This is a genomic window from Paenibacillus sp. DMB5, assembly GCF_001517085.1.
Taxonomy (GTDB): domain Bacteria; phylum Bacillota; class Bacilli; order Paenibacillales; family Paenibacillaceae; genus Paenibacillus_AQ.
Genome location: NZ_LRAC01000174.1, coordinates 1 through 15,832, shown reverse-complemented (window position 1 = coordinate 15,832; position 15,832 = coordinate 1). Strand labels below are relative to the sequence as shown.

At 52.5% G+C, this 15,832-nt stretch carries 15 protein-coding genes and 2 pseudogenes; all 17 read left to right on the top strand.

Annotated elements, in window-relative coordinates; translation table 11 throughout:
• Positions 1 to 1,103, top strand: a pseudogene (gene aroB, locus AWJ19_RS33130) (3-dehydroquinate synthase).
• Positions 1,097 to 1,468 (top strand): chorismate mutase, encoded by a 372-nt coding sequence (gene aroH / locus AWJ19_RS33125; RefSeq protein WP_068729933.1) that lies wholly within the window; start codon positions 1,097 to 1,099, stop codon positions 1,466 to 1,468. Before aroB ends, aroH begins: the two are co-directional and overlap by 7 nt.
• Positions 1,469 to 1,809: 341 nt before the next feature.
• Positions 1,810 to 3,363: an anthranilate synthase component I gene (gene trpE, locus AWJ19_RS33120; protein ID WP_068729931.1), complete on the top strand. Its 1,554-nt coding sequence runs from the start codon at positions 1,810 to 1,812 to the stop codon at positions 3,361 to 3,363.
• 70 nt (positions 3,364 to 3,433) lie between these two features.
• A complete protein-coding gene (gene trpD / locus AWJ19_RS33115; RefSeq protein ID WP_068729929.1) occupies positions 3,434 to 4,474 on the top strand; it encodes an anthranilate phosphoribosyltransferase in 1,041 nt (346 codons plus the stop codon).
• Positions 4,464 to 5,294 carry an indole-3-glycerol phosphate synthase TrpC gene (trpC, locus tag AWJ19_RS33110; protein ID WP_068729927.1) on the top strand — a complete coding sequence of 277 codons (831 nt, stop codon included), beginning with the start codon at positions 4,464 to 4,466 and terminating at the stop codon, positions 5,292 to 5,294. Before trpD ends, trpC begins: the two co-directional genes overlap by 11 nt.
• The gene (locus AWJ19_RS33105; protein WP_068729925.1) at positions 5,287 to 5,967 is read left to right on the top strand and encodes a phosphoribosylanthranilate isomerase; all 681 of its coding nucleotides are present in this window, start codon (positions 5,287 to 5,289) and stop codon (positions 5,965 to 5,967) included. The genes trpC and AWJ19_RS33105 overlap by 8 nt, the downstream gene beginning before the upstream one ends.
• Positions 5,964 to 7,160 carry a tryptophan synthase subunit beta gene (trpB, locus tag AWJ19_RS33100; RefSeq protein WP_068729923.1) on the top strand — a complete coding sequence of 399 codons (1,197 nt, stop codon included), beginning with the start codon at positions 5,964 to 5,966 and terminating at the stop codon, positions 7,158 to 7,160. The genes AWJ19_RS33105 and trpB overlap by 4 nt, the downstream gene beginning before the upstream one ends.
• On the top strand, positions 7,160 to 7,981 hold the full coding sequence (gene trpA / locus AWJ19_RS33095; protein ID WP_068729921.1) for a tryptophan synthase subunit alpha: 822 nt from the start codon (positions 7,160 to 7,162) through the stop codon (positions 7,979 to 7,981). The genes trpB and trpA overlap by 1 nt, the downstream gene beginning before the upstream one ends.
• A 55-nt stretch (positions 7,982 to 8,036) precedes the next feature.
• Positions 8,037 to 9,134, top strand: a complete 1,098-nt coding sequence (gene hisC / locus AWJ19_RS33090) for a histidinol-phosphate transaminase (RefSeq protein ID WP_068729919.1) — start codon at positions 8,037 to 8,039, stop codon at positions 9,132 to 9,134.
• A gap of 48 nt (positions 9,135 to 9,182) precedes the next feature.
• The gene (locus AWJ19_RS33085; protein WP_068729917.1) at positions 9,183 to 10,277 is read left to right on the top strand and encodes a prephenate dehydrogenase; all 1,095 of its coding nucleotides are present in this window, start codon (positions 9,183 to 9,185) and stop codon (positions 10,275 to 10,277) included.
• 677 nt (positions 10,278 to 10,954) lie between these two features.
• Positions 10,955 to 11,542: a sigma-70 family RNA polymerase sigma factor gene (locus AWJ19_RS33080; RefSeq protein ID WP_068729915.1), complete on the top strand. Its 588-nt coding sequence runs from the start codon at positions 10,955 to 10,957 to the stop codon at positions 11,540 to 11,542.
• A 5-nt stretch (positions 11,543 to 11,547) separates the two neighbouring features.
• Complete coding sequence (locus AWJ19_RS33075) at positions 11,548 to 12,141, top strand: zf-HC2 domain-containing protein (RefSeq protein WP_068729913.1); 594 nt, start codon at positions 11,548 to 11,550, stop codon at positions 12,139 to 12,141.
• Positions 12,142 to 12,294: 153 nt separating this feature from the next.
• On the top strand, positions 12,295 to 12,882 hold the full coding sequence (locus tag AWJ19_RS33070; protein WP_068729911.1) for a histidine phosphatase family protein: 588 nt from the start codon (positions 12,295 to 12,297) through the stop codon (positions 12,880 to 12,882).
• Positions 12,883 to 12,969: 87 nt separating this feature from the next.
• Positions 12,970 to 14,061, top strand: a complete 1,092-nt coding sequence (locus AWJ19_RS33065; RefSeq protein ID WP_241781975.1) for a hypothetical protein — start codon at positions 12,970 to 12,972, stop codon at positions 14,059 to 14,061.
• 11 nt (positions 14,062 to 14,072) lie between these two features.
• Positions 14,073 to 14,579: a gamma carbonic anhydrase family protein gene (locus AWJ19_RS33060; RefSeq protein ID WP_068729908.1), complete on the top strand. Its 507-nt coding sequence runs from the start codon at positions 14,073 to 14,075 to the stop codon at positions 14,577 to 14,579.
• Between the two features lie 18 nt (positions 14,580 to 14,597).
• Entirely contained in the window at positions 14,598 to 14,777 is a 180-nt protein-coding gene (locus AWJ19_RS33055) for an IDEAL domain-containing protein (RefSeq protein WP_038594463.1), read from the top strand.
• A 135-nt stretch (positions 14,778 to 14,912) separates the two neighbouring features.
• Positions 14,913 to 15,832 (top strand): annotated as a pseudogene (locus AWJ19_RS34495) (IS1182 family transposase); the annotation flags it as partial.

Sequence of the window (15,832 nt, the reverse complement as noted above, 5' to 3'; positions counted from 1 at the left end):
ATGCGCAGCATTACGGTGGATTTGGGCGAGCGCTCCTATCCGATCCTGATCGGCAGCGGACTGCTGGAGACAATCGGTGCGCGCTGCCAGGATGCAGGGTATCCGCTGCGCAGCCCGTTGCTGGTGGTCAGTGACAGTGAGGTGGCCCCGCGTTATCTGGATGTGGTCGAAGCCTCACTGCGCGGACAGGGCTATACAGTCGTCAGTCATGTAATCCCGTCCGGTGAAGCATCCAAGTCACTGGCGGTATACGAAGAAGTGATTACAACGGCCATCCGGGCCGGACTGGACCGCAGCTCTGCGGTTCTGGCGCTTGGTGGGGGTGTGGTCGGCGATCTTGCGGGTTATGTTGCCGCTACCTATATGCGGGGAATCGGGTTCGTCCAGATTCCGACGACTATTCTGGCTCATGACAGCAGCGTAGGCGGCAAGGTAGCCGTTAACCATCCGCTGGCCAAGAACATGATCGGAGCTTTTTATCAGCCGTCTATGGTCCTGTATGATCTCGACACACTGCGTACGCTTCCGCCCCGCGAGGTGTCATCCGGGCTGGCTGAAGTGGTGAAGCATGGCCTTATTCTCGATAAGGACTTTGCCTACTGGTGCCGCGAGCACGCTTCAGATTTGCTGGCTCTGGATGCCGAGGCACTGGGTTATGCGCTGGAGCGCGGATGTGCGATCAAGGCCCGGGTGTCGGTACCGACGAACGTGAGAATGGCCTGAGAGCCATTCTAAACCTGGGGCATACGATCGGCCATGCCATTGAAGCAGTAGGCGGCTATGGTGTGTTCCTGCATGGAGAAGCGATTGCAATCGGCATGGCCGGATCAGCGCTGCTGGCGGCTAAGCTGGGCAAGGACCGCAGCATTTACGAGGATACCGTATCCATGCTGTCCGCGCTGTCATTGCCGGTAAGACTGCCGGCGGAATACAGCGAGGATGCGCTGATGGAAGCGATGATGCATGACAAGAAGTTCAAGGAAGGCAAAATGACGTTTATCGTGCCTGATTCAATCGGTGCTGTGAGCATCGTTAATGATGTGCAGCAGAGTGCCGTGCGCGAGGTTATCGCACAGCTTAAGAAGGAGGGGAGCCCATGGTAAACCGGGGAATCCGCGGCGCAACAACCGTTGTCCATAATGAGGAAAATGAAATTTTACGTGAAACTGTAGTCCTGCTCCGGGAAATTGTTGAGCGCAATGATGTTATTGCTGAAGATATCTGCAGCGTATGGATTACTGTGACCGGTGATCTGGATGCTACATTTCCGGCACGGGCCATCCGCGAGATCGAAGGCTGGGAGCTGGTGCCGCTTATGTGCTCCGTCGAAATCCCGGTTAAGGGCGGCCTGCCGAAGTGTATCCGTCTGATGGTGCAGGTCAATACGGACAAATCTCAGCGGGATATCCGCCACGTCTACCTTAATGAAGCAAAGAAGCTTCGCCCTGATCTCTCACAGAGCAAGTAAATAATTTGCTGCTGCGGGTTGTCAATGAACACCGTCATCATGTATAGTGTAGTTAGCCGAGAGAAGATGAGTTTAGTTTGAGCTTAGTTGAGTATAGTTGAGATGAGTGCAGGATGTTAGATCTGAGGCATTCCGTTTATTTTACATATGTCCCCATGGATGTGTATCGTGGCAGTATTTGCGCTACCCGTATATCCTTTTCAGGGCGATGTTGTCTAATTCGGAGAAATGATGCCTGGTCCAGTGCGCTTTTTCATATACTTGCCTACACAACCTCTACTCCGGTAGAGGTTTTTTGTATTCGGGATTATAGATTTGACCATTCCAAGGAGGTATTCCAAATGACGTACCCTGGCATCGAAGAAGTGGTGAAGCTGTCGCGGGAGTATAACCTGATTCCTGTAGTAAAAAGACTGCTGGCTGATATGGAGACGCCGATCCGGCTGTTTCAGCGGTTTGCCGGTGAATCCCATGCCTTTCTGCTGGAAAGTGTAGAGGGCGGAATCCAGTGGGCCCGTCATTCTTTTATCGGCAGTGATCCGTTTCTGACCATCTCGGGAAAAAAGAACGTCATCCACGTCAAAGTAGGCGAGGAGCAGAGAAGGCTCACCGGAAAACCGATTGAAGAGCTTAAAGCGCTGCTCCGCTCCTACCGCAGCCCCAAGCTGGACGGGATGCCTCCTTTTACCGGCGGGGCAATCGGATTCTTCGGATACGACCTGCTGCAATATTATGAGAAGCTGTCCCCGCATGCGGTAGATGACCTCGGGACGGATGATATCCGGTTTATGTTCTGCGACCGCATCATAGTGTTTGACCATGTGAAGCAGCAGATCCTGCTTATAGGAAACCTGCACATTAAGGACGGCGATACGGATTCGGATATCCGGGCTGCCTACGAAGCCCTGAACGGCAAGCTGGAAGACTTTGCTGAAGAGCTGCAGAAGGAAGGACCCAAGGAAAACGTCAACCGCCGCAGTATACCCGAGGATATTGAGCTGGGCCAGATTCATTCCAACCTGACCAAAGAGCAGTACATTGCCAATGTGGAGCAGGCCAAAGAGTACATCCGGGCGGGGGATATTTTTCAGGTAGTGCTGTCGCAGCGGCTGCATATTGAGACTGAGGTATCTCCGCTGCATGTGTACCGGATGCTCCGTACGCTGAACCCTTCGCCGTATATGTACTACCTCAAGATGGATGAGGAGATTATCGTCGGCACCTCTCCGGAGGCGCTGGTGAAGGTGGACGGCAGCCGGGTGGCAACCCGGCCGATTGCCGGAACCCGGCCGCGGGGAGCGGACGAGGCAGAGGACCGGGCACTGGCCCAGGAGCTGCTGGAAGATGAAAAGGAACGGGCAGAGCATCTGATGCTGGTGGACCTGGGCCGCAATGATCTTGGCCGGGTATCGAAGTTTGGCACAGTCAAATGCGATTCCTTTATGGAGATAGAGAAATACTCCCATGTGATGCACATGGTATCCAACGTGACGGGAATGCTGGATGACAACAAGGATTTCTTCGATGCTTTCCTGTCCTGCCTGCCGGCAGGAACCGTCTCCGGTGCACCCAAGCTGCGGGCGATGGAGATTATTTCCGAGCTGGAGCGGGAAGCCCGAGGAGCATATGCAGGGGCCATCGGGTACCTGGGCTTCTCCGGGAATATGGATTCCTGTATTACGATCCGTACGATTATCTTCCGCAAAGGCCGGGCCTACGTACAGGCAGGGGCGGGAATCGTCTGGGATTCGGTGCCGGAGAAGGAATATGAGGAGACCCTCAACAAAGCAAAGGCGATGCTTAAGGCGATCCGGATGGCAGAAGCCATGTTTCCGGCAGAGATCAGAGAGCCGCAGGTAATCAATCAGGATTACATGTACGAATATACCCCGTAAGCTGAGAAACAGTGAGAATAGAAGAGCCGAGCAGAGAATGCTCCATAAAACTTTTAGGAGGAAGATCATTATGGAAGCAAGCCAGTTAATACAATCAGGAATTGCGGGATTAATCGAAGGAAAAAACCTCAGCCGGGCGCAGGCCCGTGAAATAATGGGAACGATCATGAACGGGACCGCCTCAGCGGCACAGATCGGTGCCCTGTTGACCGCGCTGCGGATCAAGGGCGAGACGGTCGAAGAGATTACCGGCTTTGCCGAGGCGATGCGCGGATTCGGAACCCCGGTGCTCACAGAACGCACCAGGCTGCTGGATACCTGCGGTACCGGAGGCTCAGGCATCCATAAATTTAATATCTCTACCGCTTCTGCTATCATCTCCTCAGCTGCATCTGTACGCGTCGCCAAGCATGGCAACCGCTCCGCTTCCGGCAGAGCAGGCAGTGCAGATGTGCTGGAAGCGCTTGGTGTGAACATTCACCTGAATGCTGAGCAGGCCCGCCGCTGCCTGGACAGTATCGGAATCTGCTTCCTGTTTGCACAGATCTATCACCCGTCCATGAAGCACGCCGCTGCTCCGCGCCGTGAGCTTGGTGTTCGGACCGTCTTCAATATGCTGGGCCCGCTGACCAATCCGGCGGGAGCCGACCGGCAGCTGATGGGCATCTATGACCGGAATAAGACCGATATCGTCGCTAACGTATTGAAGGAGCTGGGCTCCAAGCGGGCCATGATTGTGAGCAGTCTGGATGGCCTGGATGAAATCAGCATCTCGGCGCCTACACAGGTGTCTGAATTGAAGAACGGAATTGTCACTACTTATGAGATTACGCCGGAAGAACTCGGCCTGAGCCGCCATCCGCTGGAGGCTGTGCTGGGAGGGGATGCAGCCGAGAACGCCGCCATTATTACGGATGTACTGCAAGGAGCGATTACCCCATACCGTGATATTGTCCTTGCTAATGCCGGTGCCTGTATTTATGTTGCCGGACTGGCAGAGAGTCTGAATGAAGGTGTGGCGCAGGCCCGTCAGATGATTGATTCCGGCAAAGCACTGCTCAAGCTGGAGCAGCTGAAAGCCATGACAAAGGAGCTTGACTATGTATCTTGATAAAATTGTTGCCACCAAAGTAAAAGAGGTTGAAGCCCTGGGCACAAGCTTCTCTGTAGCAATAGCTGAAGAGGTCATAGCGGGTCTGCCCGCTACCAGGGGATTCAGAGATGCACTGGTAAAGCGCCGGAACAGGGAGATGGGGCTGATTGCAGAGGTTAAGAAGGCATCGCCGTCAAAAGGGCTGATCCGTGCGGATTTCGATCCTTCCGCTATAGCCCGTGGCTACGAGGCAGGGGGCGCCGATTGCCTTTCGGTTCTGACTGACCGGGACTATTTCCAGGGCAGCAATACATTTCTGCAGCAGGTAAGAGATGCGGTGAGTCTGCCGCTGCTGCGCAAGGATTTTATCATTGACGAGCTGCAGATTTACGAAGCGCGGATACTGGGGGCGGATGCCATCCTGCTGATTGCGGCGATTCTCACTTCAGAACAATTGGCTTCCTTTACTGACCTGGCAGCTTCTCTCGGCCTGGATGTACTGATTGAGGTTCATGACCAAAGCGAGCTGGAGCTGGTAATCAGTACCGGTAAAATCAATAATCCCCATGTGCTGCTCGGCATCAATAACCGCAACCTGCGCACATTTGAGACCCGGCTGGAGACAACAGCCGAGCTGGCGGCTCTTGTGCCGCAAGAGGTGCCTGTAATCAGTGAGAGCGGAATCGCCGGTCCAGCAGATATTGATTATTTGAGCTCAAGCGGTGCCGCCGGTGTGCTTGTCGGAGAGTACCTGATGCGTCAGGATAACGTAGAAGAAGCAGTACACGGGCTGCTCGGACCGGTCTCTGCAGGAAAGGATCGTGCCCTGCATGGCTGAAGCGCTGGTAAAAATCTGTGGACTTCAGGACGTTGAAGTGCTAAAATCTATGAAGCGATTGCCGCTCGACTATATCGGCTTTGTATTTGCGCCCAGCCGCCGCAGAGTCACTGCTGAACAGGCAGCCCTGCTGGCTGCCGAACTGTCCAACTGGGAAACGGGCAAAGCTCCCGGCGCGGCCGGAGTCTTTGTGAATCCTGAACTGAAGGAGTTGCAGGAGCTTCTGGCCGTTGTTCCGCTGAATGTGATTCAGCTGCACGGGCAGGAAAGTCCTGATTACTGCAGGGAGGTCAAGCTGGCTTTTCCCCAGGCTAAGGTGTGGAAGGCGCTTTCGGTGGCCGGCAGCGGACAAGCGGAAGGCACTGAAGGCGAGAGCATGGTGGACAGCTATGCAGGGACAGTAGACGCACTGCTGCTGGATACATACGATCCGCAGGGCAGCGGCGGTTCAGGCCGTACCTTTGACTGGTCCAGGATTCCGTTCTTCCGGCAGGCTGCGGCAAGGCATGGACTGCCTTTATTTGTAGCAGGAGGACTTCATCCGGATAACGTTGGTGAATTACTGAGAGATTACAGTCCTGATGGGGTGGATGTCTCCAGCGGAGTAGAGAGCAGCGGGGTAAAGGATATTGCCAAAATGACTTCTTTCGTGGAAAGGGTGAAGCAATCATGATACAAGTACCGGACAAATACGGGCGTTTTGGTTCTTTTGGAGGCCGCTTCGTTCCTGAAACCTTGATGAATGCACTGATTGAGCTGGAGGAGTCCTATGCCAAATTTTCGGCGGACCCGGCTTTTCAGGAAGAAATAGAGTGCCTGCTGAAACAGTATTCCGGGCGTGAAACGCCACTGTACTATGCAGAGCGGCTCACCAAACAGCTTGGCGGGGCCAAGATCTATCTGAAGCGTGAGGATCTTAACCATACCGGAGCCCATAAGATCAACAATGCGATCGGGCAAGGGATTCTGGCCAAAAGAATGGGCAAAACCAAGGTTATCGCCGAAACAGGCGCCGGCCAGCACGGGGTGGCTACCGCAACGGTAGCGGCGCTGCTGGGCATGGAATGCAAAGTGTTCATGGGAGAAGAGGACACCCGCCGCCAGGCGCTTAATGTGTTCCGCATGAAGCTGCTTGGCGCCGAGGTCATCCCGGTGACTTCCGGTTCCCGGACCCTCAAAGATGCCGGCAATGAAGCGCTGCGCTACTGGGTCAGCAATGTTGAGGATACGTTCTATATTCTGGGCTCGGCTGTCGGCCCTCATCCTTACCCGATGATGGTCCGCAATTTCCAGCGGATTATCGGCGACGAGACACGGCGCCAGATTCTGGAGGCAGAAGGCCGTTTGCCGGATCTGCTGGTTGCCGCTGTCGGCGGCGGCAGCAATGCCATCGGCATGTTCTACCCGTTCATGGAAGACGAAAGTGTAGGAATGATCGGTGTGGAGGCTGCCGGCAAAGGCGTCGATACCCCTTTCCACGCGGCAACCATGAGCAAAGGAACGCACGGGGTATTCCAAGGCTCCATGAGCTACCTGCTGCAGGATGAATACGGCCAGGTGACTGAAGCCCATTCCATATCGGCCGGTCTGGATTATCCCGGGGTTGGCCCGGAGCATTCCTATCTTAAGGACATCGAACGGGCCAAGTATGTTCCCGTTACCGATAAGGAAGCGCTCGACGCCCTCAAACTGTTATGCGTAACCGAAGGGATTATTCCTGCTCTGGAATCGGCGCATGCCATCGCCCATGTGGCCAAAATTGCCCCCGGACTCAGCAAGGAGGATATTGTGGTGATTTGCCTCTCCGGGCGCGGGGACAAAGACGTGGAATCCATCATGGCTTATACGGAAGGGGCGGATTTATAATGACCACTGAAACGACTAACCGGATGGATCTGACTTTCCGGAAGCTTAAAGAGGAAGGCAGAACGGCCCTGATCCCTTTTCTTACCGTTGGCGATCCCGATCTTGAAACTACGCTGGATATTATCTCCGAGCTCGAGGCTGCGGGAGCGGATGTGCTGGAGCTTGGAGTTCCCTATTCCGATCCGCTGGCAGACGGACCAGTCATACAGCGGGCTTCATCCAGAGCGCTGCGCGGCAAGGTTCACCTCCGCACCTGTATGGAAACCGCGCTGAAGGCCCGGCAGAACGGCAGCAAGCTGCCGTTCATCCTGTTCACCTACTATAATCCGGTGCTGCAGATGGGCCTGGATACGTTTTTTGCCGAGCTGGATACACATGAGATCAGCGGGCTGATCATTCCCGACCTGCCTGTAGAAGAGTCGGAGGAGATGCGCCGCCGCAGCCGTGAAGCAGGCGTGAATCTCATTCCGCTGGTTGCCCCGACCTCCAGTGAGCGGATCGAACGGATCGTTTCCGGCGCCAGCGGCTTTGTATATTGCGTATCCTCGCTGGGTGTGACAGGGGAACGGTCATCTTTTCACAGTGGTGTAGACGACTTTATTGCTTCGGTCCGCCGAGCAACGGATCTGCCGGTAGCCGTAGGCTTCGGAATTTCAACCGGCGAGCAGGTGGCCCGCTTTGCACAAATATGTGACGGTGTCGTTGTGGGCAGCGCGATTGTCCGCAAGGTGGAAGAGGTTATACCGCTCCTGGAAAACCCGGCCACCCGCAGTGACGGGCTGTTGCAAATTCGTGAATTTGTGTCACAATTAAGACCATAACAGTCAAGCCTGCCTGAAGCAGGCTGTTACTATTCATGGAGAGTGAGGACTACAGATGAATCCGAAACCGAATATCGTTAACCTCCCTGTCTACAAGCCGGGAAAACCTATTGATGAGGTTAAAAAAGAGCTTGGCCTGGAAGAGGTTATCAAGCTCGCTTCCAATGAAAATCCGTATGGTGCTTCGCCGAGTGCAAAAGCGGCCATTATCGCGGATCTCGACAATCTGTTCCTGTATCCCGACGGCTCAGCAGCTGACCTGACTGCTGCGCTGGCCGGACATCTGGGCGTGCAGAGCGATAATATCATTTTTGGCTGCGGTTCGGACGAGATTATTGCTCTAATCTGCCGTGCTTTCTTCCTGCCCGGCGATGAGACCATCATGGCTGATCAGACCTTCTCTGTATACAAGAGCAATGCGGACATTGAAGGTGCTGTTACCATTGAAGTACCGCTGGCAGACGGAACCCACGATCTTGACGGCATGCTTGCCCGCGTCACTGACAAAACCAAGGTCATCTGGATCTGCAACCCGAATAACCCTACCGGAACAATTGTCCCGCACAACGCACTGGTTAAATTCCTGGATGCAGTACCGGCTGGAGTAATGGTGGTGCTGGATGAGGCTTACTTTGAATATGTGACAGACGAGTCCTATACAGATGGGATCAAGCTGCTGGAGCAGTATCCGAATCTGGTGGTTCTGCGGACCTTCTCCAAGATTTATGGTCTGGCCGCCCTGCGTATCGGGTACGGTGTTGCCAGCCCGCAGATCATCAATCTGATCAATAAGGTGCGTGAGCCGTTCAACACTTCCCGACTGGCTCAGGCTGGAGCCCTGGCAGCTCTGGCTGATCAGGACTATGTGGCTGAATGCCGCCGGCTTAACAGTGAAGGGATTGCACAGCTGCAGGAGGAATTCCGGCGTCTGGGCCTTCATTCCTTCCCGGCTAACGGTAACTTCATCATGGTTGATGTACGCAAGCCTGCTGTAGAGGTATTTGAGGCCCTGCTGCGTCTCGGCATTATTGTCCGGGCCGGACACCGTCTGTACCCGACTTATATCCGTGTTACTGTGGGTTCAGCGGAACAGAACAAGGCTTTTATCAGTGCACTGGAACAGACGCTGTCTGAACAGGAAGTACGGGCTTAAACAGATTCAGTACAAGACGAAATAACAGAAGGCAGGTAGTACAAAGATATGACGACAAAAATAGCAATCTTCGGTGTCGGTCTGATCGGAGGCTCACTGGCCCTTTGCTTTAAAGGCAAGGAGGGCCTGACCGTCGTCGGCCATGCCCACCGTCCTGAATCTGCGGTGAAATATGTCAGCAGGGGAGTAGTGGATCATGCTACTCTGTCTGTTGAGGAAGCGGCGCTTGACGCCGATTATATCTTCCTGTGCGTGCCCGTCGGCATGCTGGAGGAGTACCTGCAGCAGCTGAGCAAGCTTCCGCTCAAGCCGGGATGCATCATTACGGATGTCGGCAGCACCAAGGCCAGCATTGCAGCCTGTGCAGTTTCCCTCGATATTCCCGGCGTCCATTTCATTGGCGGCCATCCGATGGCCGGCTCGGAACGTTCCGGTGTGGAAGCCGCTTCTTCCCTGCTGTTCGAGAATGCCTACTATGTGCTGACGCCGCCGCCCGGAGTGCCGGAGGAAGCCTATGAGGCACTGAAATCCCTGTTATTACATACGAGAGCACAGATCGTCCGGCTTGATCCGGAACGCCATGATGAAATTGTCGGGGCCATCAGCCATTTGCCGCATATTATCGCTGTTGCTCTTGTGAATCAGATTCATGCCTATGATTCAGAGGATTCGCTTTACAGTACACTGGCTGCAGGGGGATTCCGGGATATTACCCGGATTGCCTCCAGTGATCCGATTATCTGGCGCGACATTCTGCTGAATAACCGTTCAGTGATGCTGCGGCTTCTGAAGGACTGGAATGAGGAGGTTTCCTCCTTTATTCAGATGCTGGAGCGCTCGGACGGCGCCGGCATCGAGGAGGCCTTCCATGAAGCGGGAGGCTTCCGCAGCCAGCTGCCGGAACGACGCAAGGGTATGATTGCCCCGCTGTTCGATTTGCACATTGATGTTCCCGATCATCCGGGGATTATCGGCCGCATCGCCACTGAACTCGGGGATCAGGGGATTAACCTCAGCAACGTCCAGATTATTGAGAGCCGTGAGGATGTGCCCGGGATCATGCGACTGTCGTTCCGCCAGGAGAACGATATGGAGCGGGCCAAGGTGCTTCTGCAGCACAAAGATTACACAGTATATGTATAGACAGCAGCACTGCTGCTGCCAGGATCATTTAAGTGCAGGAGACAGAAGCTGTCTACGAGAAACAGCGCGTGCCGGTTAAGCCGGTACGCGCTGTTTTTGATTGTAGCCTGAAGAGCTTCAGAAGCCGCCTGGTGGCAGAGGAAAAAAGGTTTTTAACAAAAAAAAGAACCGCTTACAAAGTAAGCGGCTACAATTCACAATGGATATTGGAATCGTACAGTGTTTGGATAGGAGTGGAGAGAAACCATACTGTACTTTTATTATATGTATCCGTTTACATTTTGTCAACACTTTCTTTAAAACTAATTTGAGTCCAGCGGCTTCTCCGGATTTCGACTTTTCCTGCCATATGGTAAAGAATAGGTTTACAAAAGTCTACTAATTTCATCCTGATAGAATGTATGCTATACTGGTTAAGTATGTTTATAGATTGCATTTGGAAATATTTGAATGTGCAATTTTATTTCTGTATTTACATACAGCATTTCTTATTTGCCGGAAAGCTGAATATACATAGGAAGTATTGCGTTATTTAGTTAAACTTACCGATTTTAACTTTAGGATTTACGGAATTGCAAATTTGGAGGATTCACCGCAACTTTTTTACCCCAGGCCGGTATATACAGTTACGGACCTGACGGGTTAATCGTGCAAGGGCGAGGAGGGCTAAACTCACCATGACGGATTCCCAGTTGATCCAGTTAATCAAGCAAGGAAACACAGAATTATATTCGGAACTGATGCGGAGATACCAGCGAAAGATACTGGCTTTTGTATATCATATGCTCAAGAATTCGCATATGGAGCTCATTGCAGAGGATCTCTGCTCGGAGACATTCTACAAAGCATTCCGGAGCCTGCATTCCTTCCGTGAAGTGGATGCTTCGTTCTCAACATGGCTGTACACGATCGCCCGCAACACAGTGCTCAGTGAGCTGCGCAAGAACCGCGCGGGAAATGTCTCGCTCGAAGAGAGCGGCTATACACCTGTAGCACCGGCGGAGGTGGCACCTGAACAGGCTGCACTGCGCAAGGAACGGATGAATCTGGTCCGTGAAGCAATCAATAATCTCCCGGAGAAGCAGCGCTCCGCGCTGATTCTGCGTGAATATGATCAGATGGACTATCAGGAAATTGCCGTCATTTTGGATCAGAGTGTCAGCTCCGTGAAATCACTGTTGTTTCGTGCAAGGAGCAGTGTGAAGCTCCAACTCGAATCCTATTTTTATGAGCCTGAACTGGAAGAGCAGGCTGAGAGGGTGTAAGGCCTATGAACTGCAGGGAAGCGCAGGATTTCATTCCGCTGTTGTGGGATGCTCCCCCCACTGATCCTAAGCGGATTGAGCTTGAAAGACATATCGCGGGTTGTTCATACTGTGCCGCTGAATGGGCTATTTGGCAGGAGAGCAACGAGCTTATGCACGACCTGAGGCTGGAGATCAGCGCTGAACGCGCCGAGGCTGTCAATCAGAAGGTTATGGAACGGATTTATCTGGAGAGCCCGTGGCTGATGCCGGGGGACGGGAAAACTGCCGGCAATACTGCTGTTTTCCGCCGCAGGCTGAGCCTGTGGATCGCCTGCTTTCTGGCCGTGTTTTTATCGAGCTTCTTATATTTCACCATGTTCAAAACACCCGCCAATACAAGCTCGGCACAGAGCGGCATTATTGATTCAGGTGTAGCCGGACTTACGCTGGAATGGTCTTCTTCCTATCCTGCTACGGAATCCGGAGGAGGAATTATTGAGCCGCTTGTAGTGAGCATGGGGCCGACGCATCCGCAATACTGGATGGTATTATCCATGCTGGGCGTAGCGCTGTCGATCTTTCTGCTGACAAGGCTGAACCGTTACCGCAGACAATGACAAGGTCCCTTTACCCCGGGTAAAGCGGACCTTTTTGTTGATTTCGGCACTGAAACCCCTTCAAAAACGTTCATAATACTTCAAAAAGAAGACATTTGTTTGCATTCATGATACATTATTAAGCAAACATACTGGATGGAAGGGTGATAGGCGATGCTGGTCGGCTTGATACGCCATGGACTGACGGATTGGAATGCAGCAGGCAAAATACAGGGACAAAGTGATATTCCGCTCAATGATGAAGGCCGGAGGCAGGCTGAAATGCTGGGTGAGCGGCTGCTGAATGAACCCTACAGCTGGGATTTCTGCATAACAAGCGGTCTGTCCCGGGCAGAAGAGACGGGGAAGATCATTGCCGGGAAGCTGGGTATCCCTCTGATCGAGCCGGATGAGCGAATCCGGGAACGTGCTTACGGACAGGTGGAAGGGATGACAGCGCTGGAGCGGGAGGCCAAATGGGGCAAGGACTGGAATCTGCTTGAGCTAGGACAGGAAACCGATGAGCAGCTGCAGCTGCGGGGGCTTGCATTTATGGAGGATATTACCGCCCGCTACCCTGACAGTAATATACTGGTCATCTCCCATGGCGGATTTCTCGCCCAGCTCTATGTAGCGTTATACAAAGACAAGTACACAGAACGTCTCGGCAATCTGTCCCTGACCATTATTGAGAAAAGCGAACAGGAATGGAATGCGCTTTTGTATAATTGTACACGCCATATTTTACAGAATCAGCGATAACCCGAGCTTTCGGGTTATTTTTTTTGAGAAAAAAGGAATAAAAAGGGCTGTATTTCCCATAATGGTAGTAAAACAGTGAGGCGATGAATGATGAATCTGGCGGATATGCTCACATACGCGGACATTGGCCAGCTTACCGCGATAGCGGGACGCTACCAGTGCGATTGCAAACGAAACTCGAAACATGATTTGATCCAGAGTCTTCTCATCCTGCTTGGAAGCCGGGATTTCATGGATTCTCATATCCGGAGCTGTAAACCGGAGGAATTGCGGTTTCTGAACACACTGCTTTTTGATGAACGCAGCCACTTTAGTCTCGAGGATCTGCTGGCCGCAGCGAAACAGGCAACCTTTGATATTCCGGACGGCAAAGACGGCGGATATCGTGAAATGGTCAGCCGTTTCAAAAATGGAGGCTGGCTGTTCAGCGGTACCTCACAGCAGAGCAAGTATCTGTTTCAGGTTCCGGAGGATTTGAAACGCCGTTTCCTGGAACAAATGGGCAGTTATATCAGGGAAAAAGTAGTGTACGCCAGTGAGCCTGGCGTGTACCGGTCCGAAGGGGATTTACTGGCTGGCGATCTGCTGCTGTTTATGCGTTATGTGAAAGAGAATGAGCCCGAGCTGAACCAGGAGGGCGCACTCTATAAACGTTATCAGCAGGGGCTGATGAATGCGCTCCAGATACCCGAGCCGCTGCTTGGCAAAGGCGGGTGGAGATTCGGTTACGGCAGAGCGTGCGAGCACTATCCGCCCAGAATGGCCCTTTTGTATGATTATGCCAGACACCGCCGTTATATTTCTGAAGAGGGCTTCCGTTTGAAGCTGACAGCTGCCGGAGAGACACTGCTCGCCGAAGGAAAAACCGAAAGGCTGATGCAGATATTCTTCTTTTGGTTAAAACTCTATAAAGGTGCTGTTCCCAATCTTCCATCAATCGTATACTGGATTAGTAAGAGCGCCGGAGAGTGGGTAAGCATCTCTTCCTTGACGGAAGGAATAGGCTGGCTGATCAAACCGTTCTACTATGACGATGCGGCCTCCATTCTGGAACAGCGTGTTCTAAGGATGATGCTTCATCTGGGGATGATCCGGCTGGGGGAGACTCCGGACGGCCCGGTCATTATGATGACCCCATGGGGAATGGAAGCGGCCACTCCAAGGCGGCTGCCTAAGTAAGGGGGAGGAATATGCGGATTGCTTACGGGAATTACATACCGCGGACTGACGAATCTGTATACGTGGCGGAAGGCGCCAAGCTGGTAGGCGATGTGACGGTAGGGCAGCATTCAAGCATCTGGTTCAATGCAGTGCTCCGGGGAGATCTTGCTCCGGTAGTGATCGGGGAACGCTGTAACATTCAGGACGGGGCTGTAGGACATGTCGGCAATGGCTTGCCGCTGATCCTGGAGGACGGGATATCGGTCGGACATTCCGCCATCATCCACGGCTGCAGGATAGGCAAAGGCACATTAATCGGTATGGGTGCAATTGTTTTGAACGGAGCTGAAATTGGTGAATATGCTTTAATAGGAGCCGGTTCAATTGTAACCGAAAACAAAAAAATCCCGCCGTATACATTGTGTCTTGGTTCTCCTGCAAAAATCGTCCGCGAGCTTACGGAGCAGGATCTGCTCCGGATGAAACAGACCAGTGAAAGTTATGTAGTCAAAGCAAAAGAATATGGAATCTTCTAAACAGCGGAGGTGTATCGAATGGACAAAATGAAGGCTACCTATGAAGTGATGCTAGGACTTGCGGCAGAAATGGTGTGGGATGAAGCGCTGCGAAAGCGTCGTACCGACATCTTGTACCGGGAGATCGACACGGCGCTGGCGGCCGGAGATAAAGCGGCGTTCCGTTATCTGACTGAAGAACTGAAGAGTCTTGCATAAGAAATGCGCTTAGCGCATTTCCAGGCTGTCGAGAAAGTCTCGACAGCCTTCTTTATGTGATCTTGGTTTCACACGACACCGCGTTAATGTTGTATAATATAGGTAACTATTTATAGAACGGATGGTGTGTCAAAGATGCTGCGTTCCAATCGAGAAAAACAACAAGCTTTCGAATTTGTTTCCATTGAAGATTTGGTTCCCCAAGACCACTGCTTCGCAAGGTGGATAAATATATAGATTTTTCGTTTATTGATGAGAAGGTTAGACCCCTGTACTGCTCGGATAACGGGCGCCCTGCAATTGATCCAGTCGTGCTGTTCAAGATGATTTTCCTAGGGTACTTCTACGGCATTCGTTCCGAACGTCAGTTAGAACGTGAGGTCCAAACAAACTTAGCTTACCGTTGGTTTCTTGGACTGGGGTTAACCGACAAGGTTCCAGATCACTCCACGATTAGTTGGAATCGGCGAACCCGATTTAAAGATACGAACATTTTTCAAGATATTTTCGATGAGATTGTGCTTCAGGCCATTTCGCACAGGATGGTGGGGGGACGGGTTCTTGTCTCAGATTCTACTCACGTTAAAGCGAATGCGAATAAACACCAGTACACGAAACAACAGGTACTGCAAAACACCAAAGATTATGTGGATGAGCTCAACGCTGCCGTAGAGGCAGACCGGAAGAACCATGGAAAAAAGCCTTAAAACCTAGAGAGGAAGTGAAAGAAGAAAAAGAAATTAAAGTGAGCAAGACCGACCCCGACAGCGGATACATGATCCGCGACGGTAAACCGGAAGGCTTTTTTTATCTGGACCACCGGACGGTAGATCTGAAATACAATCTCATTACGGATGTCCATGTCACGCCCGGAAATGTCCATGATTCCGTGCCGTATTTGTCGCGTCTGGACCGCCAGCAGGAACGTTTTGGATTTGAAGTGGAGGCCATTGCACTAGATTCAGGTTATTTAACAACGCCGATTTGCCGCGGTCTGCAAGACCGAAAGATCTTTGCCGTTATTGCTCACCGGAGATTTCATTCCAAGCAAGGGC